This window comes from Streptomyces sp. NPDC043738, from assembly GCF_056436545.1.
On sequence record NZ_JBWKCJ010000010.1, the window covers coordinates 74,134 to 96,852 of the forward strand.

Sequence of the window (22,719 nt, forward strand, 5' to 3'; positions counted from 1 at the left end):
CTTCTTTGTTCTCCCATACCTCACCCCAGCCCCCCCATCCCCCCCCCCCCCCCCCCCCCCCCCCCCCCCCCCCCCCCCCCCCCCCCCCCCCCCCCCCCCCCCGAGCCTGGGAACCGGCGCTACGCCTTCGGCAGAGCCGCCAGCTGAGCGGTGATCCGGACGATGTCCGCCTCCGCGGCCTGAAGCCGGCCGCGGATCTTGTCCACGACCTTCTCCGGCGCCTTGGCGAGGAACGCCTCGTTGCCGAGCTTGCCGGTGGCCTGCGCCTTCTCCTTCTCGGCGGCGGCCAGGTCCTTCGTCAGCCGCTTGCGCTCCGCCTCGACGTCGATCGCGCCGGACAGGTCCAGCGCGACCGTCGCGCCCGCGACCGGCAGCGAGGCGGTGGCGCTGAAGTCCGCACCGGCCGGCTGCAGCCGCAGCAGCGAACGCATCGCGGCCTCGTGCGCCGCCAGCTCCGTACCGGACAGGTCCAGCCGCGCGGGGACCTTCTGGCCCGGCTGCAGGCCCTGGTCGGAGCGGAACCTGCGGACCTCGGTCACGACCTGCTGGACCAGGGCGATCTCCCGCTCGGCCGCCGCGTCCCGGAAGCCCGAGTCCGCCGGCCACTCGGCGACGACGACCGACTCCCGGCCGGTCAGCGTCGTCCACAGGGTCTCGGTGACGAACGGGACGACCGGGTGCAGCAGGCGCAGTGTGACGTCCAGGACCTCGCCCAGGACCCGGCGCGAGGCGTCGGCGGCCGGTCCGCCCGCCATGAACGTGGTCTTGGACAGCTCGACGTACCAGTCGAAGACCTCGTCCCACGCGAAGTGGAAGAGGGCGTCCGACAGCTTCGCGAACTGGTAGTCCTCGTAGTAGGCGTCGACCTCGGCGATGACCTCGTTCAGCCGGGACAGGATCCACCGGTCGGTCGCCGACAGCTGCTCGGCGGGCGGCAGTTCGCCCTCCACCGTCGCGCCGTTCATCAGTGCGAACCGCGTGGCGTTCCAGATCTTGTTGGCGAAGTTGCGGGAGCCCTGGACCCAGTCCTCGCCGATCGGCACGTCGACACCGGGGTTGGCCCCGCGGGCGAGCGTGAACCGGACGGCGTCCGAGCCGTACTTGTCCATCCAGTCCAGGGGGTTGACCGCGTTCCCGAAGGACTTGGACATCTTCTTGCCGAACTGGTCACGGACCATGCCGTGCAGCGCGATGGTGTGGAACGGCGGGGTGCCGTCCATCGCGTACAGCCCGAACATCATCATCCGCGCGACCCAGAAGAACAGGATGTCGTAGCCGGTGACCAGCACGGAGTTCGGGTAGAACTTCTCGACGCTCGGGGTCTGCTCGGGCCAGCCCAGCGTGGAGAACGGCCACAGGCCCGACGAGAACCAGGTGTCCAGGACGTCGGTCTCCTGGTGCCACCCCTCGCCGCTCGGCGGCTCCTCGTCCGGTCCGACGCAGACGACCTCGCCCTGCGGCCCGTACCAGACCGGGATGCGGTGACCCCACCACAGCTGCCGCGAGATGCACCAGTCGTGGAGGTTGTCCACCCAGCCGAAGTAGCGCGACTCCATCTCCTTGGGGTGGATCGCGACCTTGCCGTCCCGCACCGCGTCGCCCGCGGCCTTCGCCAGCGGACCGACCTTGACCCACCACTGCATCGACAGCCGCGGCTCGATGGTGGTCTTGCAGCGCGAGCAGTGCCCGACAGAGTGCGTGTAGGGACGCTTCTCGGCGACGATCCGGCCCTCGGCGCGCAGGGCGCCGACGATGGTGCTGCGGGCCTCCAGGCGGTCCAGGCCCTGGAACGGGCCGTGCGCGGTGATGACCGCGTGCTCGTCCATGACGGCCAGGCTCGGCAGGCCGTGCCGCTGGCCGATCTCGAAGTCGTTGGGGTCGTGCGCCGGCGTGACCTTCACCGCGCCCGTGCCGAACTCCGGGTCGACGTGCTCGTCCGCGACGACCGGGATCCGGCGGCCGGTCAGCGGCAACTCGATCTCGGTGCCGACGAGATGGGCGTACCGCTCGTCCTCCGGGTGGACGGCGACGGCGGTGTCGCCCAGCATCGTCTCGGCGCGCGTGGTGGCGACGACGATCGACGCGTCACCCTCGCCGTACCGGATCGACACCAGCTCGCCGTCGTCGTCCTGGTACTCCACCTCGATGTCCGAGATGGCGGTCAGACAGCGCGGGCACCAGTTGATGATCCGCTCGGCGCGGTAGATCAGCTCGTCCTCGTAGAGGCGCTTGAAGATCGTCTGGACGGCCCTGGACAGCCCCTCGTCCATCGTGAACCGCTCGCGCGACCAGGCGACGCCGTCGCCCAGGCGCCGCATCTGGCCCGAGATCTGGCCACCGGACTCGCTCTTCCACTGCCAGACGCGCTCGACGAACGCCTCGCGCCCCAGGTCGTGCCGCGACACGCCCTCCTTGGCGAGTTCCCGCTCGACGACGTTCTGGGTAGCGATACCGGCGTGGTCCATGCCCGGCTGCCAGAGCGTCTCGTACCCCTGCATCCGCTTGCGGCGCGTGAGCGCGTCGATGAGCGTGTGCTCGAAGGCGTGCCCCAGGTGGAGGCTGCCGGTGACGTTCGGCGGCGGAATGACGATGGTGTACGGGGGCTTGTCGCTCTTCTCGTCCGCCTCGAAGTAACCCCGCTCTACCCAGCGCTCGTACAGCGGCCCCTCTACATCGGCCGGCGTGTACTGAGTCGGCAGTTCGGGGTCGCTGTGGTTGCTCTGCTGAGTGTTCTCGGTCACGACGGACAGTGTACGGGCGCGGATGTAGCAGCTTCGAATCGGTTTCGCCCCCGGGGCAACGCTTGTCAGCGGCGTCGTACAGGATGTCGGCAGCGCATAAACATCGCAGAACTTCACACGCAGAACTCAACTGCCTTCAGTTGTCACGAGGGGAACGCTCCATGAGCTACAACCAGCCGCCTCCCGGTCCGTACGGGCAGCAGCCCCAGCAGCCCGGCCCGTACGGCCAGCCGCAGCAGCCGCCGGCCCCGCAGCCTGGTTACGGCTACCCGCAGCAGGGCGGCCAGGTGCCCCCGCAGCAGGGCTACGGCTACCCCCAGCAAGGCGGCCAGGTGCCCCCGCAGCAGGGCTACGGCTACCCCCAGCAGCCCGCCCAGCCCGGCTACGGCCAGCAGGCCCCCTACGGCGGCCAGCAGACCCCCTACGGCCTGATCCCCCAGGGCCCCGAGGAGACCGGCGGCGGCAACGGCAAGAAGATCGGCCTGATCGTCGGCGCGGTCGCGGTCGTCGCCGCGATCGGCGTGGGCGCGTACTTCGTCTTCGGCTCGGGCGGGGATGTGAAGCCCTACACGATCTCGATGCCGGAGAAGCTGCTGAGCGCGCAGTTCTCCAAGGCGCCGGGCTCCGGGGGTGCGGAGACCGAGGACTTGACGAAGGACAAAGAAGCCAAGGCGATGGGCATCACCAACAGCAAGGGCGTCCAGGGCCGCTACACGGCCACTGGCGGGCTGTCGATGCAGGTGATCGGGGTGTACGGCGAGGTCGCCGATCCCGAGGGCACCGTGGGGCAGATGTTCGCCAAGATCGACGAGAACCAGAAGAAGGACCTCGGCCGCCAGAACGCCAAGGTCGAGGACGTCACGCCGACGACCGAGTACTCGCCGAGCGACTTCGACGGTGCGGTGATGAAGTGCCGGTCGCAGAAGGTCACGGTCTCGCAGAGCGGCGTCTCCGTGCCCATCACCGTGTCCACCTGCGTCTGGGGCGACAACAGTGCCATCGGCCTGGTCCAGATGATGGCCGCCCCCACCGCCTCCGGCCCGGCCGGCGCGACGACGCCGAGCGCCGAGGAGCTCTCCGAGAAGACCGCCAAGGTCCGCAACGAGGTCCGCAAGGAGAAGTAGCCGCACCGCCTCGTGCGCCGTTGTGGGGGCGGCGACACAGGCACGGCGGGCGACACCCCCGACGACGGAGCCGCCCGGCAGCACCAGCTGCCGGGCGGCTCTCTTCGTGCCTGTCGCGCGCTACGCGCTCTTCTCCTGGGGCTCGCCCGCGTCGCCTCGGGTGCGCGGGACCAGGGTCGGGTTCACGTTCGAGTGAACGACGTCCTCGGTGATGACGACGCGGGCGACGTCCTTGCGGGACGGGATCTCGTACATCACCGCCTGGAGGACCTCCTCCATGATGGCGCGCAGACCGCGGGCGCCGGTGCCGCGCAGGATCGCCTGGTCGGCGATGGCCTCCAGCGCCGGGCGGTCGAAGTCGAGCTCGACGCCGTCGAGTTCGAAGAGGCGCTTGTACTGCTTGACGAGCGCGTTGCGCGGCTCGACGAGGATCTGGAGCAGGGCCTCGCGGTCGAGGTTGTGCACGGAGGTCAGGACGGGGAGTCGGCCGATGAACTCCGGGATCATCCCGAACTTCACCAGGTCCTCCGGCATGACGTCCTGGAGCTGGTCCTTGGACTCGATCTCGCGCTTGGAGCGGATCGTGGCGCCGAAGCCGATGCCCTTGGCGCCGGACCGGGCCTCGATGATCTTCTCCAGGCCGGCGAAGGCACCGCCGACGATGAAGAGGACGTTCGTGGTGTCGATCTGGATGAATTCCTGGTGGGGGTGCTTGCGGCCGCCCTGGGGCGGAACGGAGGCGGTGGTGCCCTCCAGGATCTTCAGCAGCGCCTGCTGGACGCCCTCGCCGGAGACGTCCCGCGTGATCGACGGGTTTTCGCTCTTCCGGGCGACCTTGTCGATCTCGTCGATGTAGATGATGCCGGTCTCGGCCTTCTTGATGTCGAAGTCCGCGGCCTGGATCAGCTTGAGGAGGATGTTCTCGACGTCCTCACCGACGTAGCCGGCCTCCGTCAGGGCCGTGGCGTCGGCGAACGCGAAGGGGACGTTCAGCATCCGGGCGAGGGTCTGCGCGAGCAGGGTCTTGCCGGAGCCGGTCGGGCCGAGCAGCAGGATGTTGGACTTGGCGAGCTCGATGCCCTCGTCGCCGCGGCCGGGGCCGTTCTCGCCCGCCTGCACCCGCTTGTAGTGGTTGTAGACGGCGACCGAGAGCGCCTTCTTCGCGGGCTCCTGGCCGACGACATAGCCGTTCAGGAACTCGTAGATCTCCCGGGGCTTGGGGAGCTCCTCCCACCGCACCTCGGAGGTCTCGGCGAGCTCCTCCTCGATGATTTCGTTGCAGAGGTCGATGCACTCGTCGCAGATGTACACACCAGGTCCCGCGATGAGCTTCTTCACCTGCTTCTGGCTCTTTCCACAGAATGAGCACTTGAGCAGGTCGCCGCCGTCACCGATGCGTGCCACGAGGTGCTTCCCCTTCGCCTGGGATCCGCATTGCTCCACGGACCCGGGTGCTTGCCTATCGACGGTACCTTGCCGGGCCCCCCGTACGGGCCCCCCTTGGACCGACTCGGTTCACTCGATCCCGTACCGGTCCAAGGGGGCAACGCTCCGGCTCACTTCGCGAAGATCGCGAGCAGATCCCTAACCGATCGAGACGGACGACTTGCGCGTCGAGACGATCTGGTCGACCAGACCGTACGCCAGGGACTCCTCGGCGGTCAGAATCTTGTCACGCTCGATATCGTCACGGATCTTCTCGATCGGCGTGGAGGAGTGCTTGGCCAGCAGGTCCTCCAGCTGCGAGCGCATCCGCAGGATCTCGTTGGCGGCGATCTCCAGGTCGGAGACCTGACCGCGGCCGGTCTCGCTGTAGGGCTGGTGGATCAGCACCCGGGCGTTCGGCAGCGCCATCCGCTTGCCGGGGGTGCCGGCCGCGAGCAGCACGGCCGCGGCGGAGGCCGCCTGGCCCATGCAGACCGTCTGGATGTCCGGCTTCACGAACTGCATGGTGTCGTAGATGGCCGTGAGCGCCGTGAAGGAGCCACCGGGGCTGTTGATGTAGATCGAGATGTCGCGGTCGGGGTCCATCGACTCCAGGCACAGCAGCTGCGCCATGACGTCGTTGGCCGAGGCGTCGTCGATCTGCACGCCGAGGAAGATCACGCGCTCCTCGAACAGCTTGGCGTACGGGTCGTACTCGCGCACGCCCTGCGACGTGCGCTCGACGAAGCGCGGGACGATGTAGCGGGACTCCGCGCGCGGGCCGGAGAACTCGGCCTCCGGGCGCTGGTAGAGGCCGCTGCCGGGGAAGTTGTTCATCGTGGTGTTCACCATCCTGGTGGCGATCAAGTGGGCTGGGGTGGCTGGGGCGAGTGCTGCGGGGCTCAGGCCCCGGTGCCGCCCCCGCCCGGAACGCCGGCGGCGGAGGTCATCACATCGTCGATCAGGCCGTACTCCTTGGCCTCGTCGGCGGAGAACCAGCGGTCGCGGTCCGAGTCCTGGGTGATCCGCTCGACGGTCTGGCCGGTGTGGAAGGCCGTCAGCTCCGCCATCCGCTTCTTGGTGTGCAGCAGCCGCTCGGCGTGGATCTTGATGTCCGACGCGGAGCCGGCAAGACCGGCGGAGGGCTGGTGGATGAGGATCTCGGCGTTCGGCAGCGCGAAGCGCTTGCCCGGGGTGCCGGCGCTCAGCAGGAACTGTCCCATGGAGGCGGCGAGGCCCATCGCGATCGTCACCACGTCGTTCTTGATGTACTGCATGGTGTCGTAGATCGCCAAGCCGGCCGAGATCGAGCCGCCCGGAGAGTTGATGTAGAGGAAGATGTCCTTGTCCGGGTCCGCGGCGAGGAGAAGCAGCTGCGCGGTGATCTTGTTGGCGATGTCGTCGTCGACCGGCTGGCCGAGGAAGATGATCCGCTCGCCGAGCAGCCGGTTGTAGACCTGGTCGCCGAGGCCACCGATGGTCGGCTCAGCGGCGGCGGAAGGCATCGGGATCGTCACGTGTCCACCTGCTCGTTGTCGGACGGCCGGGGCCGTCTCAGCGTCGTCTTCTGGGGCGCGGGGATCGGCGCCGTGTATGCCCCCGGCGCTGTTTCGGAGACTCCCCTGCCCTCGTATCTACGGACCCTAACGCGCAGGTCGGACAACGCCATCCCGCATCGATAACTGTTCGCTGTGAGCGCAGGCTGACCGGCCGGTATGACGTACGGGCCCGAACACGCGGACGTGCGTGTTCGGGCCCGTACATTTCAGCCGTTCAACCAAGCCGCGAGGCGGCCGGGGCTCAGGCCTCGGACTTCTCGTCGGTGCCCTCGGCCTCGGCGACGACGGTCTCGGCGACCTCGGCCTCGTCCTCGTCCTCCAGGTCGATGACCTCGCCGTTGGTGTCCTTGACCGTGGCGGCCTCGACGACGACCGCGAGGGCCTTGCCGCGAGCGACCTCACCGACGAGCATCGGCACCTGGCCGCCCTCGACGACGGCCTGGGCGAACTGGTCGGGGGACATGCCGGAGGACTGCGCGCGGCGCATGAGGTGCTCGGTGAGCTCCTCCTGGCTGACGTTCAGCTTCTCCTTGTTGACCAGCTCGTCGAGGATGAACTGGGTCTTGATGCCCTTCTCCGCCTGCTCCTTGGTCTCGGCGTCGAACTCTTCCTCGGTCTTGCCCTGGATCTCCAGGTACTTCGCGAGGTCGAGACCCATCTGGGCGAGCTGGTGGTTGACCAGGTTGTGCTTGCGGGTGTTGATCTCGTCCTCGAGAAGCTTCTCGGGCATCGGGACCTCGACCAGCTTCAGGAGCTCGTCGAGCACCTTCTCCTGGGCCTGGGTGGCCTGGTCGTACTTCTTCATCTGCTCGAGGCGCTTGCGGCTGTCCGCCTTGAGCTCATCGAGGGTGTCGAACTCGCTGGCCAGCTGCGCGAAGTCGTCGTCCAGCTCGGGCAGTTCGCGGGACTTGACCTCGGTGACCTCGACCTTGACCTCGGCCTCCTTGCCCTGGGCGGAGCCGCCCTTGAGCTCGGAGGTGAAGGTGGCGCTGCCGCCGGCCTCCACGCCCTTGACCGCGTCGTCGATGCCGTCGAGCAGCTCACCGGAGCCGACGGTGTACGTGACGCCCTCGGCGACGCCGTCCTCCAGGACCTCGCCGTCGACCTTGGCCTCGAGGTTGACCGTCAGCACGTCGCCGTCCTGGGCGGCCCGCTCGACCGGGGAGGTCGAGGCGAAGCGCTCACGCAGCTGCTCGACGGACTTGTCGACGTCCTCGTCCGACACCTCGACGGCGTCGACCTCGACCTCGATGCCGGAGTAGTCCGGGATCTCCAGGGCCGGGCGGATGTCGACCTCGGCGGTGAAGGCCAGCACCTCGCCGTCCTTCAGCTCGGTGATGTCGACCTCGGGCTGGCCGAGGACGTTCAGCTCACCCTCGTTGACCGCCTCGGTGTAGAACTTCGGGAGCGCGTCGTTGACGGCCTCCTCCAGCACGGCGCCACGGCCGAAGCGCTGGTCGATGACGCGGGCCGGGATCTTGCCCTGGCGGAAGCCCTTCACCGTGACCTGCTGGTTGATCTTCTTGTACGCCGCGTCGAGGCTGGGCTTGAGCTCCTCGAAGGGCACCTCGACAGTGAGCCGAACCCGAGTCGGGTTCAGGGTCTCCACGGCGCTCTTCACGGTTCGGTCTCCTTGGGGCTGACTTCTGGGGTTCTGCTTGAGATCTACCGGCTACCGGCTGCCCGGGTCCGGCCGATCACGCCCGGTACACAGACACACGGGCACGCAGCTTGCATAGTAACCGCTAGGAGGATGACGCCCACAACGTGATCTTGCACGCCCCGCTGATCTCGCGGGTGCCCCGGTGGGCCGGGGGCTGCGCCCGGCTACTGCTGCCGGGCTTGACCTGCTGGTCGGGGTGGCCGGATTCGAACCGACGACCTTCCGCTCCCAAAGCGGACGCGCTACCAAGCTGCGCCACACCCCGTCGGTGCGACACGTAGGGTACATGGCCGCGGACAGAACGGCTGCCAGATATCGCCGTGACCGGTGGGGACCGGGTACGGGCGGGCGGGGCACATGGGGCGGGGTGTGCGACACACCGCCGCGACCCGCTAGGATGCACTGCGTGCCGAGGTCTGGTGACCGGCGGTGCTTGCGGGCGTAGCTCAATGGTAGAGCCCTAGTCTTCCAAACTAGCTACGCGGGTTCGATTCCCGTCGCCCGCTCTTCCATGGGAGAACCCCGGGCCGGACGGCTCGGGGTTCTCCGCTTTTTCCGGCAGCCGGCTCTCACCGCTTCGCTTCCTCGCCTCCTCGCCCCGCTCGGCCGTGCGTCGCCCGGCGGCCTCCCCCGTCCGCGGTTTCCCGTCCGCGGCCCGGTCCGCGTGCGCCCCTCTTCGCTCCCGGCGCACGGCTCAATAGAGTGGCGGGCATGGAGATCTGGCTCAATCCCGCGTGTTCCAAGTGCCGTTCCGCCGTGCAGGTCCTGGACGACGAGGGCGCTCAGTACACGGTGCGCAAGTACCTGGAGGACCCGCCGGACGCGGGCGAACTGCGCGAGGTGCTGACGCGGCTGGGCCTGGAGCCCTGGGACATCACCCGGACCCAGGAGGCCGAGGCGAAGGAGCTGGGGCTCAAGGAGTGGGAGCGCACCGACGCCGCGCGGGAGCGGTGGATCGCGGCTCTGGCGGCGCACCCCCGGCTGATCCAGCGGCCGATCATCACGGCGGACGACGGCTCGGCGCTCGTGGGGCGTACCGAGGAGGCCGTACGCGAGGTGGTGGCGCGGACCGGCGACGCCTAGCCCCGTACGGCTCGGCCTGGCCGCGGTGCGCGTGGCCGGGCCTTGTGCGGCGGCCGGCTCAGGGACCGGAGGGCACCCGGATCGGTCGGATCCGGAAGGCGATCCGGACCTAGAACGTGATGTGGTTGATGGTGTCCGCCAGGGAGTTGAAGAACCGGTTGATGGACGGCGCCATGCCGGTGGAGGCGAGGAAGAAGCCGAAGAGCACGGCGACGATCGCCGGACCCGCCTTGATCGACTTCCCTCTGATCAGCACGATCAGGATGATCCCCAACAGCAGCACAACTGACAGCGAAAGAGCCACAACTGATCACACCCTTGGTCGGAACGCCTCACCCGCCCGGGAGCATGCCGCGCACACCCCCCGGCACTCATCGTGCCACCAACTCCATGCCCACTGCAGGCCGGTGACGAATCATCGGCCAACGCTTTGCCCGGTTCCTGCCACCGGTGACGCCGGGAAGGCGAGGGGGCGTCCGGCGGGTGGCGGCGGCATGGCCGGCGGGCGCCCGCCGCGGCACGGCCGAGGACTCCCGGAATTCGCCCCGGACGAGGCCGCGACGGTAATTCACCGAGGCCATTCTGATCATTTCCTTCGCGCCTGGACCGGCTAATTTCACTTATTCGTGGCATCCGTCACGCCGCATGGGACGCGAGAGCGAGTGACCGACACCACGGGAACATAACGGCCGAGAAGTGGACATTCCTTCTGCGTCGTTCGCAGGGGATATCACCCGTTTTGGGGGTATGAAGTGCGGCAAATCGGCCGGAAAGCGGGAGGATCCGCACCGTAGATTGCTGGTTTTATCCATGCGCTATCCGTGACGGCACCCAGTGCAATTAGGGAATGGCTCGGATGTGGTTTTACGCATTCGCCGAGCGCCGCTATCGTGCCTCAAATGTTTCCCGCTGCCCCGACACCTCGACGCGAACTGCCCGCTGCCCGGGAGGCGTCGGGTACGGACCGGACGGAGCCCTCGGCACCGGCGACCGGTGTGCCCGAGGACACAGCGGCGTCCGGGCCGAAGAGCGGGGGGCGCACCGCGTTCTTCGACAACGCCAAGTACCTGGCCATCGTGCTGGTGGCGATGGGTCATGCGTGGGAACCGCTGACCGACGGCAGCCGCGCCGCCGAGGCGCTCTACATGACCGTCTACACCTTCCACATGCCGGCCTTCATCATCATCTCCGGCTACTTCTCGCGCAGCTTCGACATGCGCAAGGACCGGCTGCAGCGCCTGGTCACCGGGGTGGCCGTGCCCTACGTCCTCTTCGAGACCGCCTACGCCTTCTTCAAGCGCTGGGCGGACGACGATCCGGGGCACCCCATCAGCCTGCTCGATCCCTGGTTCCTGACGTGGTTCCTGGTGGCGCTGTTCATCTGGCGGCTGACCACTCCGCTGTGGAAGATCGTGCGCTGGCCGATCCCGCTGGCGGTGGCCATCGCCGTACTCGCGTCCGTCTCGCCGGACATCGGCGATGATCTGGACCTCCAGCGGGTGCTGCAGTTCCTGCCGTTCTTCGTCCTGGGGCTGTCGCTGCGGGCGGAGCACTTCGCGCTGGTGCAGCGGCGGGCGGTGCGGATCGCGTCCGTGCCGATCTTCGCCGCCGCACTGGTGATGGCCTACTGGGCGGCGCCCCGGATGTCCTCGGCGTGGTTCTACCACCGCGACAGCGCACAGGAGCTGGGCACCACCTGGTGGATCGGCGCGGTGATGACACCCGCCCTCTTCGGCTGCTCGATCGTGCTCACGGCCTGCTTCTTCTCCTGGGTACCGACGCGCCGGACGTGGTTCACGGTGCTGGGCGCCGGGACGCTGTACGGCTATCTGCTCCACGGCTTCCTGGCGAAGGGCTCGCGCTTCTGGGGCTGGTTCGACGACTACGCCTGGCTGCACACGCCGCCCGGCGAGATCGCGGTCACGCTGATCGCGGCCGCCATCGTCACGGCACTGTGCACACCCCCCGTCCGCAGGGCCTTCCGCTTCGCGATGGAGCCGACGATGGCCTGGGCGTTCCGCAAGGACCCGGCCGACACGGCCCGGGCCCGGGAGGGCGTCAGCGCCTGAGGGCGTCCGCCATGGCCGCCGCCGAACCCGGCGGCCCGGCCGGAGCCGGCGCCCCACCCGGGAGGGGCGGCGACTGCCTGCCACGGGCCGTCAGGCCGGCCATGCGGGCGGCTATGTCCTCGGGGGTGGCGCCCCGCACCCGGTCGGCGAGGGCGCCCGAGGCGAGGATCACCACGTCGTCGGCCCAGGACGCGGCCACCGGGTCGTGCGTGACCATCACCACGGTCGTGCCGAGGGCGTCGACGGCATGCCGCAGCAGGGCGAGCACCTCGGCGGCGGTGCCGGTGTCCAGGGCGCCGGTCGGTTCGTCGGCGAAGATCACATCGGGGTCGGTGACCAGGGCGCGGGCTATCGCGACCCGCTGCTGCTGACCTCCGGAGAGCTGCCCGGGGCGACGGCGCGCATGCTCGCCCAGGCCGACCCGGGCCAGCACCTCCGCCGCCCGCCGGCGGTCCGGGCGCCGGCCGGCCAGTCGCATCGGCAGCAGGACGTTCTGCTCGACGGTCAGGGCCGGCAGCAGATTGAACGACTGGAAGACGAAGCCCAGACGGCAGCGGCGCAAGACCGTGAGGCGGTTCTCACTCATACGGCTGATCTCCGTGCCCGCCAGACGAACGGAGCCGGCGGTGGGGCGGTCCAGGCCCGCCGCGCACTGCAGGAAGGTCGACTTCCCGGAGCCCGAGGGACCCATGACGGCGGTGAAGGAGCCGTGCGGCAGCGACAGATCGATGCCGCGCAGGGCCTGGACGGCGCCGGCTCCTCGGCCGTACTGGCGGCACACCCCCCGCAGTTCGACGGCGCAACCGCCCGCCGCCCCGGCACCCCGTGCCGCTTGTCGCCCGCCGCGCATCCCCATGTCCCGCGCCCCCGTCTCGTCCGGCCCGGCCCCGTCACGGCCGGTCCCTGCTCCTTCAACGTACGGATCCGGACCCCGCCGCGGCCATGAGGAAGACCGCACAAAAAGACTGGGGAAAACCTCACCCCCCGGCCGGCCGCGGCCGGCGCGCGCCTACGCGTCCCGGCAGATCAGCAACAGCGCCCGGTCGTCGTTGACGTCCTTGGCGACGGCCTCGATCAGATGCCAGGCGGCGCCCGCGAAGCCGCCGGCGACGTAACGGTCGGCCTCGCCGGTCAGACGGTCGATGCCCTCGGCGATATCGCGGTCGGCGGCCTCCACCAGGCCGTCGGTGAACAGCATCAGCACATCGCCGGGCCGCAGCGTCCCCTTGATCGGGTCGAACTGGGCGCCGTCGTAGACGCCGAGCAGCGGCCCCTCGCCGGGCTTCTCCTCCCAGCGGCCGCTGCCCGCGCTGAGCTGGAGGGCCGGCAGATGGCCCGCGGAGAGGAGTTCGTAGTCGCCGGATTCCAGGTCGAGGACGAGGTGGATGGAGGTCGCGAAGCCCTCGTCCCAGTCCTGGCGCAGCAGGTAGCCGTTGGCGGCGGGCAGGAAGCCGTGCGGCGGGAGGGAGCCCAGCAGCCCGCCGAAGGCGCCGGACAGCAGCAGCGCGCGGGAGGCGGCGTCCATGCCCTTGCCGGAGACGTCGGTGAGCACCACTTCGAGGATGTTGCCGCCGTGGGTGCGGGAGGCGACGACGAAGTCCCCGGAGAAGGACTGGCCACCGGCCGGGCGCAGCGCCATTTCGTGGTGCCAGCCCTTGGGCAGCCGGGGCAGCTTGCTCTGTACGCGGATGCGTTCGCGCAGGTCGAAGAGCATGGTGCCGCCGCGCCGCCAGGGCACCCCGACCCGGCTGCGGAACTGCGCGATCAGCAGTCCGAAGAACCCGACCGCGGCGACGACCAGAACGGTGCCCGGGGTGATCCGGTCCGGTCCTTCGTCATACGGGCCGAACAGCGCGGACTCGACGACCAGGGCGGCCGCGGAGGCGCCGTACAGGACGAGGAGGTTGGCCGGCCGCAGCAGCAGGCCGCCGGCGATCACCGGCAGGACCAGGGCGGTCGGGGCGATCCATTCGGGGTGCCAGAGCGTGCCCGCGGCGATGGCGGGGATGGCGATCAGCAGGGCGACCAGAGCGAACCGGTCGGAGCCCTCACCGCGAAAGTAGTCGACCCCGGCTTTGCGTACGCCGACGCGGGCCCGGTGCAGGCCTTTGTGCACCCGGGCCGTCAGGGTTTCCGTTCCCGGGCCGCTTGTCATCGCTCTGGGACCTTATCCACCCGTTCGGCGGCGCGTCGATTCGCCGCACGTCACCCCGGCCAATTGCCGGGAAACGGCGTTCGAAATGCGGTCGCGCGACCGGAGAGTGTCCTGCTAGGGATGGTGCATGACGACGGATCTTCGGGTACTGCGGAATGCCGAGTGGGACGTCTGGTCCGACGCGTTGAACGCCGCGTTCGGTGAGCTGCCGTCGCCGGAGGAGCTCGCCCTGCGGCGCGAACTGACCGAGGTCGAGCGCTCGCTCGGCGTCTGGGACGGGCGGCGGTGCGTCGGCACGGCGGGGGCGATCTCGTTCGGGCTCACGGTGCCGGGCGGGGCCGAGGTGCCGGCGGCCGGGGTCACGATGGTCAGTGTGCAGCCGACGCACCGCCGGCGCGGGGTGCTGCGCTCGATGATGCGCCGGCAACTGGCGGACGTCCGCGGGCGCGGTGAGCCGCTGGCGGTGCTGACCGCCTCGGAGCCGGCGATCTACGGGCGCTTCGGCTACGGCGCGGCGACCCAGGACATGCGGCTGACGGTCGACACGCAACGGCTCCCGGCGCCCGAGCTGCCCGGGGTGGACGGCGTACGGCTGCGGCTGGCGGATCCGGTGGCGGCGCTGGCCGACTGCGAGCGGGTCTACGCCGAGCTGGTGCCGGCCCGCCCCGGAATGCTGACCCGCCCACCGGGCTGGGAGAAGGTCACCGTGCTCGACGTACCCGGCAAGCAGCCGGGGGCCGCGGCGCTGCAGTGCGTGCTGGCCGAGGTGGACGGCGAGGTGCGGGGCTATGCGCGCTACGCCCTCAAGCCGCGGTGGGACGACGCGGGGCCGTGCGGGACGGTGCTCGTACGGCACGTCGAGGCGCTGGACCCGGTGGTGTACGCGGCGCTGTGGCGCTATCTCTTCGGGATCGACCTGTCGTCGTCGGTTTCGGTGGCCACCCGCCCGGTGGACGACGCGCTGCTGCACCTGGTGCCGGACCAGCGGCGCTGCGGGATCGGGCTGCGCGAGTCGCTGTTCGTCCGGCCGGTGGAGGTGGGCGCGGCGCTGGCGGCGCGGACGTACCGGACGCCGGTGGACGTGGTGCTGGAGGTCGCGGACCCGTTCTGCCCGTGGAACGAGGGGCGGTGGCGGCTGTCCGGTGACGCGAAGGGCGCGAGCTGTGCGCGGACGGCGGACGCGGCCGATCTGGCGCTGTCCGTACGGGAGCTGGGCTCCGCCTATCTGGGCGGGTTCACGCTCTCGTCGCTGGCCGCGGCGGGGCGGGTGCGCGAGTTGCGGCCGGGTGCGTTGGGTGCGGCCTCGGTGGCGTTCGGGTCGGATGTGGCGCCCTGGTTGCCGTACGGGTTCTAAGGGACTGCGGGGGGCGGCCCTAGGGGGTGGGCGAACAGATCCCGTAGGGGAGACGAGGGCCCCCTGCGGGGCCACAACGCGGTGGTGGTGGGCGGTATTCCGGGCGGCAGACGGCAGTGCGCGCGCAGGCGGAAGTCCGGGCGACGGATGCTCCGGCCCCTGGCGCGTCAGCGCCCACCCGTAGTCGGCTGGCAGCCCGGGCACCAGAAGAGGTTGCGGGCGGCGAGGTCGGCGGTGCGGATCTCGGCGCCGCAGATGTGACAGCCCTGGTTCGCGCGGCGGTAGACGTAGACCTCGCCGCCGTGGTCGTCGACCCGCGGCGGGCGGCCCATGGCCTCGGGCAGATGCTCGGGGCGCACGGTGTCGATCCGGTTGTGGCGGACGCCCTCGGCCATCAGGAACACCAGGTCGGCCCAGATGGCGTCCCATGCGGCGCGGCCGAGGTCGCGGCCCGGGAGGTAGGGGTCGATGCCGTGCCGGAAGAGGACCTCGGCGCGGTAGACGTTGCCGACCCCCGCGATGATCTTCTGGTCGAGCAGCAGCGCCGCGATGGTCGTACGGCTGCGGGAGATCCGCTGCCAGGCACGGATGCCGTCGTCGTCCGGGCGCAGCGGGTCGGGGCCGAGGCGGTCGTGTATCGCCTGCTTCTCGGCGTCGGTGATCAGTGCGCAGGTCGTGGGGCCGCGCAGGTCCGCGTGTGCGGTGGGGCTCGTCAGGCGCAGCCGCACGGTGTCGGTGGGCGGCGGAGCGGGGACGCCGCCGAAGCCGAGCTTGCCGAACAGGCCGAGGTGGACGTGGATCCAGCGATGGGGGTCCCCCCTGGACTGGAGCTCGTCGGAGGTCCTTGGGGGAGGGCCGAAGCCGAGGAAGAGGTGCTTGCCGTGGGCTTCGGTGCGCTCGAGCACCTGGTTGTCGACGAGGGCCGCGCCGCCCGCGAACTTGCCCTGCGGGCTGGTCGCCCGGACCGTCCGCCCCACGAAGCGCTCGGCGTAGTCCGCTGCCAGGCGGTGGATGGTGTGGCCCTCGGGCATGCGTGGTCTCCAGTGGGCGCGCCCGCCCGCCCCGGCACTCGGGGTGGGCGGGCGACGGCGGTGTGCGGTGGGTCAGCCCTGCGGGTGGTGGGCCGGGATGGCGGGGAGTTCGCCGGTGGTCTCGTAGGCCGAGAGCATGTCGATGCGGCGGGTGTGCCGCTCCTCGCCCGAGTAGGGGGTGCTCAGGAAGACCTCGATGAACTTGGTCGCCTCTTCCTCGGTGTGCATCCGGCCGCCGACGGAGATGACGTTGGCGTCGTTGTGCTCGCGGCCGAGCCTGGCGGTCTCCTCGCTCCAGGCCAGCGCGGCCCGTACGCCCTTGACCTTGTTGGCGGCGATCTGCTCGCCGTTGCCGGAGCCGCCGATCACGATGCCGAGGCTGTCCGGGTCGGCGGCGGTCTTCTCCGCGGCGCGGAGGCAGAACGGCGGGTAGTCGTCCTGGGCGTCGTAGATGTGGGGACCGCAGTCGACGGGCTCGTGGCCGTGGGCCTTGAGCCACTCGACGAGGTGGTTCTTGAGTTCAAAACCTGCATGGTCGGAGCCGAGATACACGCGCATGGCATGAGTGTGACATGGGACTCGGCGGGTAGGCGTCGCCGGGTCTTTGTGCGGCGGTGCGGACGGAATCGCTTGTGGACCTTGTGTACGTATGCATTGCGCGCAACCTTCCAGTGTTTCATGCAACGATCCAGCGTCAGGCCTTCCAATCCACGGGTTAGCGAAGATCTAATGCTGTGGTTCCAATCCGTGAACCACACAAGGACGGTGCACATGGGCGCGCACCCTCACCCCGGCTCTCAGGGAGCAGGGGGAACCCCCACCGCCACGAAGGTCCCCACCACCGGCGAACCCGGCGGCGGGCCAACCGGGGGGCAGTCGCAGGACGGGCTGCAGGCAGGACTGAAGAACCGCCATCTGTCGATGATCGCGATCGGCGGGGTCATCGGCGCCGGGCTGTTCGTGGGCTCCGGCGCGGGTATCGCCGCCGCCGGCCCGGGCATCCTGCTGTCGTACGCGCTGACCGGGCTGCTGGTCGTGCTGGTGATGCGGATGCTGGGCGAGATGGCCGCGGCCTCCCCCACATCCGGGTCGTTCTCCGCCTACGCGGACCGGGCGCTGGGCCGCTGGGCCGGCTTCACGATCGGCTGGCTGTACTGGTTCTTCTGGTCGGTGGTGCTGGCGGTCGAGGCGACCGCCGCCGCCGCGATCCTGACCGGCTGGGTCCCGGCGGTCCCGCAGTGGGCCTGGGCGCTGATCGTGATGGTCGTGCTGACCGGCACCAACCTGATCTCGGTGGGCTCGTTCGGTGAGTTCGAGTTCTGGTTCGCCGGTATCAAGGTCGTCGCGATCGTCGTCTTCATCGTGGTCGGCGCGCTGGCGATATTCGGGCTGCCGCCGGGCGATCACGCCGTGGGCATGTCGAATCTGACCGGGCACGGCGGCTTCCTGCCGAACGGTCCCGGCGCGATCCTCTCCGGCATGCTGCTGGTGGTCTTCTCCTTCATGGGCAGCGAGATCGTCACGCTGGCGGCCAGCGAGTCGCCGAACCCGGTGCTGGCCGTCCGCAAGGCCGTCAACAGCGTCATCTGGCGGATCGCGCTCTTCTACATCGGCTCGATCACGGTGATCGTGACGCTGCTGCCGTGGAACGACCCGGCGGTGCTCAAGAGCCCGTATGTGGCGGTGCTGAAGTCGCTGGACATTCCGTACGCGGGCACGGTGATGGACGTCGTGGTGCTCACCGCGGTGCTGTCCTGTCTGAACTCCGGGCTCTACACGGCCTCCCGGATGGCGTTCTCGCTCGGCGAGCGCGGCGACGCGCCCAAGTCGTTCAAGAAGGTCAACAAGGGCGGGGTGCCGGCGGTCGCGATCTGGGCGTCGGTCGCCTTCGGCTTCATCGCGACGATCTTCAGCTACACCTCGAAGGACACCGTCTTCCAGTTCCTGCTGAACTCGTCGGGCGCGGTGGCGCTCTTCGTGTGGCTGGTCATCTGCTTCTCGCAGCTGCGGATGCGCCGGATCATCGAGCGGGAGACTCCGGAGCGGCTGACGGTGCGGATGTGGCTGTACCCGTGGCTGACGTACGCCACGATCGCCCTGATCGTCTTCGTCGTCGGCTACATGTTCTACGACCCGGACGGGCGGGAGCAGATGATCCTGTCGGTGGTCGCGGCGGTGGTGGTGCTGGCGATCGGGCTGGTGCTGCAGCGCCGGCGGCCGCGGACGACTGCCGGGAAGTAGCCGGACGCGGCGACGGGCCGGGCCCCGCGGTCACCGTTCGGTGAGTGCGGGGGCCCGGCCCGTCGTGCGGTGTGCGGCGCTCAGCCGCGGCGGCCCGCCAGCTTCCAGGCGGTCGGCAGCGCGCCCATCGCCAGCGCCGCCTTGAGGGCGTCGCCGATCAGGAACGGCACCAGGCCGGCCGCGGCGGCCTGCCCCAGGGACATGCCGGTGCTCAGCGCGAGGTAGGGCACGCCCACGGCGTAGATCACGGCGGTGCCCGCGGCCATGGTGGCGGCGGTGCGCAGCACTCCGCGGTCGCCGCCGCGGCGGGCCAGCGCGCCGACCAGGGCGGCGGCGAGCAGCATGCCGACGATGTAGCCGAAGGTGGCGCCGCCGGCACCGGAGGCACCGCCGGCGAACCACGGCAGGCCCGCGATGCCCGCCAGGGCGTAGAGCGCGAGCGAGAGCAGGCCGCGGCCCGCGCCGAGCGAGGCGCCGACCAGGAGGGCGGCGAAGGTCTGGCCGGTGACCGGGACCGGGGAGCCGGGGACCGGGACGGCGATCTGCGCCGCGATGCCGGTGAGCGCGGCGCCGCCGACCACCAGCGCGGCGTCGCGGACGCGGGCGCGGGAGGCGGTGGCGGCCGGCAGCAGGTCGGCGAGGACCGTGCCGGGACGGACGAGGGCGGCAGTGCTCATCGGGGCTCCGCGAGGTGTGAGGGGTCGGGACGGGACGCGATGACGTTAGTCCAGGCGGCCGGTGGCGATCATCGTGTGGCGGTGACAAAGCCGTACCGGCCCGCTTGGAGAGTTCCGAACAACCGCCACAATGCCCGGCCCTGCGGGGGCGTGTGACGTCTTTGCAGGTCACGTGATGCTCATCACGAAGCCGGCCGTCGCATGGGGCCGGTTTTGTGGTAGCGCGCGGGGTGCGGGGAGACTGGGGCCCGCCCCGCGGTGACCTGTGGAGTTCCCCCAAACCTCCGGCGGCCCCGCCGCCCCGCCCCCTGTGAGAGTTACGAGCGATGCACGACACACCGACCACCGCCGGGCAGTCCCCGCTCGTCGAGGGCGCCGGCGAGAAGGAGCCGCTGTCCACGGGGCTCAAGCAGCGCCATCTGACGATGCTGGGCCTGGGCGGGGTGATCGGCGCGGGCCTGTTCGTGGGCTCCGGCGCGGGGATCTCGGTGGCCGGGCCGGGGATCGTGCTGTCGTATCTGATCGCGGGCGCGCTGGCGATGCTGATCATGCGGATGCTCGGCGAGATGTCGGCGGCGATGCCGGCCTCCGGCGCGTTCTCCGTGCACGCGGAGCGGGCGCTGGGCCGCTGGGCCGGTTTCAGCGTCGGCTGGCTGTACTGGTTCCTGCTGGTGGTGGTGCTGGCCGTGGAGGCCACCGGCGCGGCGCAGATCGCCCATGGCTGGGTGCCGGCGGTGCCGCAGTGGGGCTGGGTACTGATCTTCATGGTGGTCTTCACGGTCGCCAACTTGGCGGCGGTGAAGAACTTCGGGGAGTTCGAGTTCTGGTTCGCCACGCTCAAGGTCACCGCGATCGTGCTGTTCCTGGTGCTGGGGCTGCTGGCGGTCTTCGGGGTGCTGCCCGACACCGAGCCGGTCGGGACGGCGAACCTCACCGGGCACGGCGGGTTCCTGCCCCACGGCTGGGGCGGGGTGGTCTCCGGGGTGCTGGCCGTGGTGTTCGCCTTCGGCGGGCTGGAGGTCGTCACCATCGCCGCGGCCGAGTCGGACGATCCGGCGCGGGCGGTGGGCCGGGCGGTGCGCAGCGCGGTGTGGCGGATCCTGTTCTTCTACGTCGGGTCGATGCTGGTCATCGTGGCCCTGCTGCCGTGGTCGTCGATGCGGCCGGGCCAGAGCCCGTACGTCGCGGTGCTGGAGCGCATCGGGGTGCCGGGCGCGGGCCAGATCATGAACATCGTGGTGTTCGTGGCGCTGCTCTCGGCGCTGAACGCCAATCTCTACGGCTCGTCGCGGATGGTGTTCTCGCTGGCCGAACGGGGTGAGGCGCCGCGGGCACTGCTGAAGGTGTCGGGCGGAGGGGTGCCGCGCCGGGCCGTGCTGGCCTCGGTGGCCTTCGGGTTCGTCTCCGTTCTGCTGAATCTGAAGTGGCCGGACTCGGTCTTCCTCTACATGCTCAACGCGGTCGGCGCGGTGCTGCTGTTCGTCTGGGGTCTGATCGCCGTCTCCCAGCTGCGGCTGCGTCCGCGTATCGAACGCGAGGCGCCCGGGAAGCTGACCCTGCGGATGTGGGCGTTTCCGTATCTGACCTGGGCGGCGCTGCTGGCGATGGCCGGTGTGATCGTGCTGATGCTGACCGACGACACGGCCCGTCCGCAGCTGCTGTGGTCGGCCGGGGCGACCGCCGCGGTGCTGCTGGTGGCGGGCGTTCGGGAGCTGAGGGGCCGTCGTCCGCGGCGTTGAGCCGTGCCGGGCGGCCGTTTCGCCCCGAGACGGAGGTCACACGGCGTGGCAATCGACGACTCGTCAGGCACGCACGGTGACGATCGCGTCTGAATACCGAACATTCGCTGCACGACTGTTGCCCTGAGCGGACACCGGCACTCAAACTGAGCCCGCTTTGCCGAGGATCCCGGAGTTGCGCCATCGGCAGCCCTTGCGCGACCCGATGCCCCGGCGGCACCGTCGCACCGGTCGCGGCTTCGGGACACCGCGGTTCGCCTTGCTCCGCTCTCACCTACTGGGACAGGTACGACATGAATCGGACACCCTCGTCCGCCTCCCCCGCGCAGACCAGCGCGACGGAGGGCGCCGGCCCCGATAGTGGCTCCGCGCTGTCCAACGGCCTCAAGCAGCGCCATCTGTCGATGATCGCCCTGGGCGGCGTGATCGGCGCGGGCCTGTTCGTCGGCTCCCGCGAGGGCATCGCGGCGGCCGGCCCCTCGATCGTGCTGGCCTACGCGGTCTCCGGCGCCCTGGTCATGCTGGTCATGCGGATGCTCGGCGAGATGGCCGCGGCCAATCCGGCCTCCGGCTCCTTCTCCGTGCACGCCGAGCGCTCCATCGGCTCCTGGGCCGGTTTCACGGTGGGCTGGATGTTCACCGCGCTGCTGTGTGTGGCGGTGGCCGCCGAGGCGCTGGGCGCCGCGGACGTGATGCACCAGTGGTTCCCCAGCAGCGAGCCCTGGATGTGGGTCCTGCTGTTCATGGTGATCTTCACCGGCACGAACCTGGCCGCGGTCTCCAACTTCGGCGAGTTCGAGTTCTGGTTCGCCGCCCTGAAGGTCGCCGCGATCGCCGCCTTCCTCATCCTGGGCGTGCTCGCCATCTGCGGTGTGCTCCCCGGCACCCAGGCGCCGGGCGCCTCGCACCTCACCGGTGACGGCGGCTTCCTGCCCAAGGGCGTCGACGGTCTGATGGTGGGTCTGCTGGCGTCGGTGTTCGCCTACGGCGGCCTGGAGACGGTGACCATCGCGGCCGCCGAGTCCAAGGACCCGGTGCGCGGTGTCGCGCGCGCGGTGCGCACCGCGATGTGGCGGATCGCCCTGTTCTACGTCGGCTCGATGGCGGTCATCGTCACGGTCATCCCCTGGAGTGCCCCCTCGATCGCCAAGAGCGGCCCGTACGTGGCGGTCCTGGACTACCTCAAGATCCCCGCGGCCGGCCAGGTGATGAACGTCGTCATCCTGATCGCGCTGCTGTCCGCGGTGAACGCCAACATCTACGGCGCCTCGCGGATGGCGTACTCGCTGATCTCCCGCGGCCAGGGCCCGGCCTTCCTGGGCAAGGTCAGCGGCGGCGTCCCGCGCCGCACGGTGCTGCTGTGCTCCGCCTTCGGCTTCCTCGCGGTGCTCTTCAGCTTCTGGTGGCCGACCACGGTCTTCCAGTGGCTGCTGAACATGGTCGGCGCGGCGGTCCTGGTGGTGTGGGGCTTCATCGCGGTCGCCCAGCTGCGGATGCGGCGGCGGCTGGAGCGCGAGGCTCCGGAGAAGCTCGTGGTGAAGATGTGGGCCTTCCCGGTGCTGACGTGGGTGGCGCTGGCGGGCATCGTCGCGGTGCTGCTGCTGATGCTGCGCGACGAGAACCAGCGCATCCAGCTGCTGTTCACCGGCGGCTTCGGAGTGGTGCTGGCGGCGATCGGGCTGCTGCGGCAGCAGGCCCTCGGCAAGGACACCGAGCCGGCCGACCGCTAGCCCTCACCCGTAGTACCCCGTAGGGGGGGGGGGGGGGGGGGGGGGGGGGGGGGGGAGGGGGGGGGGGGTGGGGGGGGGGGGGGGAGAGCAGAGAACGAAAAGCCGCGCCGCACCGCGGCCGTGCGTGT

The 22,719-nt window shown here is 70.3% G+C and carries 18 protein-coding genes and 2 tRNA genes; 8 read left to right on the forward strand and 12 right to left on the reverse strand.

Annotation, left to right across the window (positions count from 1 at the left end; translation table 11 throughout):
• Positions 1-119 precede the first annotated feature (119 nt).
• Entirely contained in the window at positions 120-2,741 is a 2,622-nt protein-coding gene (locus AC0680_RS15870) for a valine--tRNA ligase (protein WP_478628696.1), read from the reverse strand.
• Between the two features lie 161 nt (positions 2,742-2,902).
• On the opposite strand from AC0680_RS15870, the gene AC0680_RS15875 reads away from it, so the two are divergent.
• Positions 2,903-3,865, forward strand: a complete 963-nt coding sequence (locus tag AC0680_RS15875) for a hypothetical protein (protein ID WP_478628698.1) — start codon at positions 2,903-2,905, stop codon at positions 3,863-3,865.
• 120 nt (positions 3,866-3,985) lie between these two features.
• Here AC0680_RS15875 and clpX read toward each other — a convergent pair whose 3' ends face one another.
• The 5 genes from clpX to AC0680_RS15900 all read right to left on the reverse strand — a co-directional run bounded on the left by clpX (position 3,986) and on the right by AC0680_RS15900 (position 8,777).
• Positions 3,986-5,269, reverse strand: coding sequence for an ATP-dependent Clp protease ATP-binding subunit ClpX (clpX, locus tag AC0680_RS15880; protein ID WP_066931892.1), 1,284 nt, complete (start codon positions 5,267-5,269; stop codon positions 3,986-3,988).
• 180 nt (positions 5,270-5,449) lie between these two features.
• Entirely contained in the window at positions 5,450-6,127 is a 678-nt protein-coding gene (locus AC0680_RS15885) for an ATP-dependent Clp protease proteolytic subunit (protein ID WP_384440608.1), read from the reverse strand.
• Between the two features lie 65 nt (positions 6,128-6,192).
• On the reverse strand, positions 6,193-6,795 hold the full coding sequence (locus AC0680_RS15890) for an ATP-dependent Clp protease proteolytic subunit (RefSeq protein ID WP_361315031.1): 603 nt from the start codon (positions 6,793-6,795) through the stop codon (positions 6,193-6,195).
• Between the two features lie 295 nt (positions 6,796-7,090).
• Complete coding sequence (gene tig, locus AC0680_RS15895; RefSeq protein WP_478628701.1) at positions 7,091-8,470, reverse strand: trigger factor; 1,380 nt, start codon at positions 8,468-8,470, stop codon at positions 7,091-7,093.
• A 230-nt stretch (positions 8,471-8,700) separates the two neighbouring features.
• Positions 8,701-8,777, reverse strand: a tRNA-Pro gene (locus tag AC0680_RS15900).
• Between the two features lie 170 nt (positions 8,778-8,947).
• Between AC0680_RS15900 and AC0680_RS15905 the strand changes: the two genes are divergently transcribed.
• Positions 8,948-9,018: transfer RNA gene (locus AC0680_RS15905), tRNA-Gly, on the forward strand.
• A gap of 205 nt (positions 9,019-9,223) precedes the next feature.
• On the forward strand, positions 9,224-9,595 hold the full coding sequence (locus AC0680_RS15910) for an arsenate reductase family protein (RefSeq protein WP_478628704.1): 372 nt from the start codon (positions 9,224-9,226) through the stop codon (positions 9,593-9,595).
• A gap of 109 nt (positions 9,596-9,704) precedes the next feature.
• Here the strand turns inward: AC0680_RS15910 and AC0680_RS15915 are convergent, their stop codons facing one another.
• Positions 9,705-9,899 carry a hypothetical protein gene (locus AC0680_RS15915; protein ID WP_384440576.1) on the reverse strand — a complete coding sequence of 65 codons (195 nt, stop codon included), beginning with the start codon at positions 9,897-9,899 and terminating at the stop codon, positions 9,705-9,707.
• Between the two features lie 595 nt (positions 9,900-10,494).
• Here AC0680_RS15915 and AC0680_RS15920 point away from each other — a divergent pair.
• Entirely contained in the window at positions 10,495-11,664 is a 1,170-nt protein-coding gene (locus AC0680_RS15920) for an acyltransferase family protein (RefSeq protein ID WP_478628707.1), read from the forward strand.
• Here AC0680_RS15920 and AC0680_RS15925 read toward each other — a convergent pair.
• Entirely contained in the window at positions 11,654-12,514 is an 861-nt protein-coding gene (locus AC0680_RS15925) for an ABC transporter ATP-binding protein (RefSeq protein WP_478628710.1), read from the reverse strand. The genes AC0680_RS15920 and AC0680_RS15925 overlap by 11 nt on opposite strands.
• A 159-nt stretch (positions 12,515-12,673) precedes the next feature.
• A complete protein-coding gene (locus AC0680_RS15930; protein ID WP_478628712.1) occupies positions 12,674-13,819 on the reverse strand; it encodes a SpoIIE family protein phosphatase in 1,146 nt (381 codons plus the stop codon).
• 127 nt (positions 13,820-13,946) lie between these two features.
• On the opposite strand from AC0680_RS15930, the gene AC0680_RS15935 reads away from it, so the two are divergent.
• Positions 13,947-15,173: a GNAT family N-acetyltransferase gene (locus AC0680_RS15935; RefSeq protein ID WP_478628715.1), complete on the forward strand. Its 1,227-nt coding sequence runs from the start codon at positions 13,947-13,949 to the stop codon at positions 15,171-15,173.
• 167 nt (positions 15,174-15,340) lie between these two features.
• Here the strand turns inward: AC0680_RS15935 and AC0680_RS15940 are convergent, their stop codons facing one another.
• Entirely contained in the window at positions 15,341-16,204 is an 864-nt protein-coding gene (locus tag AC0680_RS15940) for an Fpg/Nei family DNA glycosylase (RefSeq protein ID WP_478628718.1), read from the reverse strand.
• Positions 16,205-16,276: 72 nt separating this feature from the next.
• Complete coding sequence (locus tag AC0680_RS15945; RefSeq protein WP_478628721.1) at positions 16,277-16,762, reverse strand: ribose-5-phosphate isomerase; 486 nt, start codon at positions 16,760-16,762, stop codon at positions 16,277-16,279.
• Positions 16,763-16,975: 213 nt separating this feature from the next.
• Between AC0680_RS15945 and AC0680_RS15950 the strand changes: the two genes are divergently transcribed.
• Positions 16,976-18,445, forward strand: a complete 1,470-nt coding sequence (locus tag AC0680_RS15950; protein WP_478628724.1) for an amino acid permease — start codon at positions 16,976-16,978, stop codon at positions 18,443-18,445.
• 80 nt (positions 18,446-18,525) lie between these two features.
• Here AC0680_RS15950 and AC0680_RS15955 read toward each other — a convergent pair whose 3' ends face one another.
• Positions 18,526-19,122, reverse strand: a complete 597-nt coding sequence (locus AC0680_RS15955; RefSeq protein WP_478628726.1) for a biotin transporter BioY — start codon at positions 19,120-19,122, stop codon at positions 18,526-18,528.
• A gap of 326 nt (positions 19,123-19,448) precedes the next feature.
• Here AC0680_RS15955 and AC0680_RS15960 point away from each other — a divergent pair, with 326 nt between their 5' ends.
• Positions 19,449-20,861: an amino acid permease gene (locus AC0680_RS15960; RefSeq protein WP_478628728.1), complete on the forward strand. Its 1,413-nt coding sequence runs from the start codon at positions 19,449-19,451 to the stop codon at positions 20,859-20,861.
• A 293-nt stretch (positions 20,862-21,154) separates the two neighbouring features.
• The gene (locus AC0680_RS15965; RefSeq protein WP_478628731.1) at positions 21,155-22,591 is read left to right on the forward strand and encodes an amino acid permease; all 1,437 of its coding nucleotides are present in this window, start codon (positions 21,155-21,157) and stop codon (positions 22,589-22,591) included.
• Positions 22,592-22,719 lie beyond the last annotated feature (128 nt).

Excerpts from the sequence above, each read along its gene's own strand:
- AC0680_RS15875 (WP_478628698.1), top strand. The coding sequence starts at position 2,903 with ATGAGCTACAACCAGCCGCCTCCCGGTCCGTACGGGCAGCAGCCCCAG.
- AC0680_RS15885 (WP_384440608.1), bottom strand. The coding sequence starts at position 6,127 with ATGAACAACTTCCCCGGCAGCGGCCTCTACCAGCGCCCGGAGGCCGAG.
- AC0680_RS15890 (WP_361315031.1), bottom strand. The coding sequence starts at position 6,795 with ATGCCTTCCGCCGCCGCTGAGCCGACCATCGGTGGCCTCGGCGACCAG.
- AC0680_RS15910 (WP_478628704.1), top strand. The coding sequence starts at position 9,224 with ATGGAGATCTGGCTCAATCCCGCGTGTTCCAAGTGCCGTTCCGCCGTG.
- AC0680_RS15920 (WP_478628707.1), top strand. The coding sequence starts at position 10,495 with ATGTTTCCCGCTGCCCCGACACCTCGACGCGAACTGCCCGCTGCCCGG.
- AC0680_RS15925 (WP_478628710.1), bottom strand. The coding sequence starts at position 12,514 with ATGCGCGGCGGGCGACAAGCGGCACGGGGTGCCGGGGCGGCGGGCGGT.
- AC0680_RS15930 (WP_478628712.1), bottom strand. The coding sequence starts at position 13,819 with ATGACAAGCGGCCCGGGAACGGAAACCCTGACGGCCCGGGTGCACAAA.
- AC0680_RS15935 (WP_478628715.1), top strand. The coding sequence starts at position 13,947 with ATGACGACGGATCTTCGGGTACTGCGGAATGCCGAGTGGGACGTCTGG.
- AC0680_RS15940 (WP_478628718.1), bottom strand. The coding sequence starts at position 16,204 with ATGCCCGAGGGCCACACCATCCACCGCCTGGCAGCGGACTACGCCGAG.
- AC0680_RS15945 (WP_478628721.1), bottom strand. The coding sequence starts at position 16,762 with ATGCGCGTGTATCTCGGCTCCGACCATGCAGGTTTTGAACTCAAGAAC.
- AC0680_RS15950 (WP_478628724.1), top strand. The coding sequence starts at position 16,976 with ATGGGCGCGCACCCTCACCCCGGCTCTCAGGGAGCAGGGGGAACCCCC.
- AC0680_RS15955 (WP_478628726.1), bottom strand. The coding sequence starts at position 19,122 with ATGAGCACTGCCGCCCTCGTCCGTCCCGGCACGGTCCTCGCCGACCTG.
- AC0680_RS15960 (WP_478628728.1), top strand. The coding sequence starts at position 19,449 with ATGCACGACACACCGACCACCGCCGGGCAGTCCCCGCTCGTCGAGGGC.
- AC0680_RS15965 (WP_478628731.1), top strand. The coding sequence starts at position 21,155 with ATGAATCGGACACCCTCGTCCGCCTCCCCCGCGCAGACCAGCGCGACG.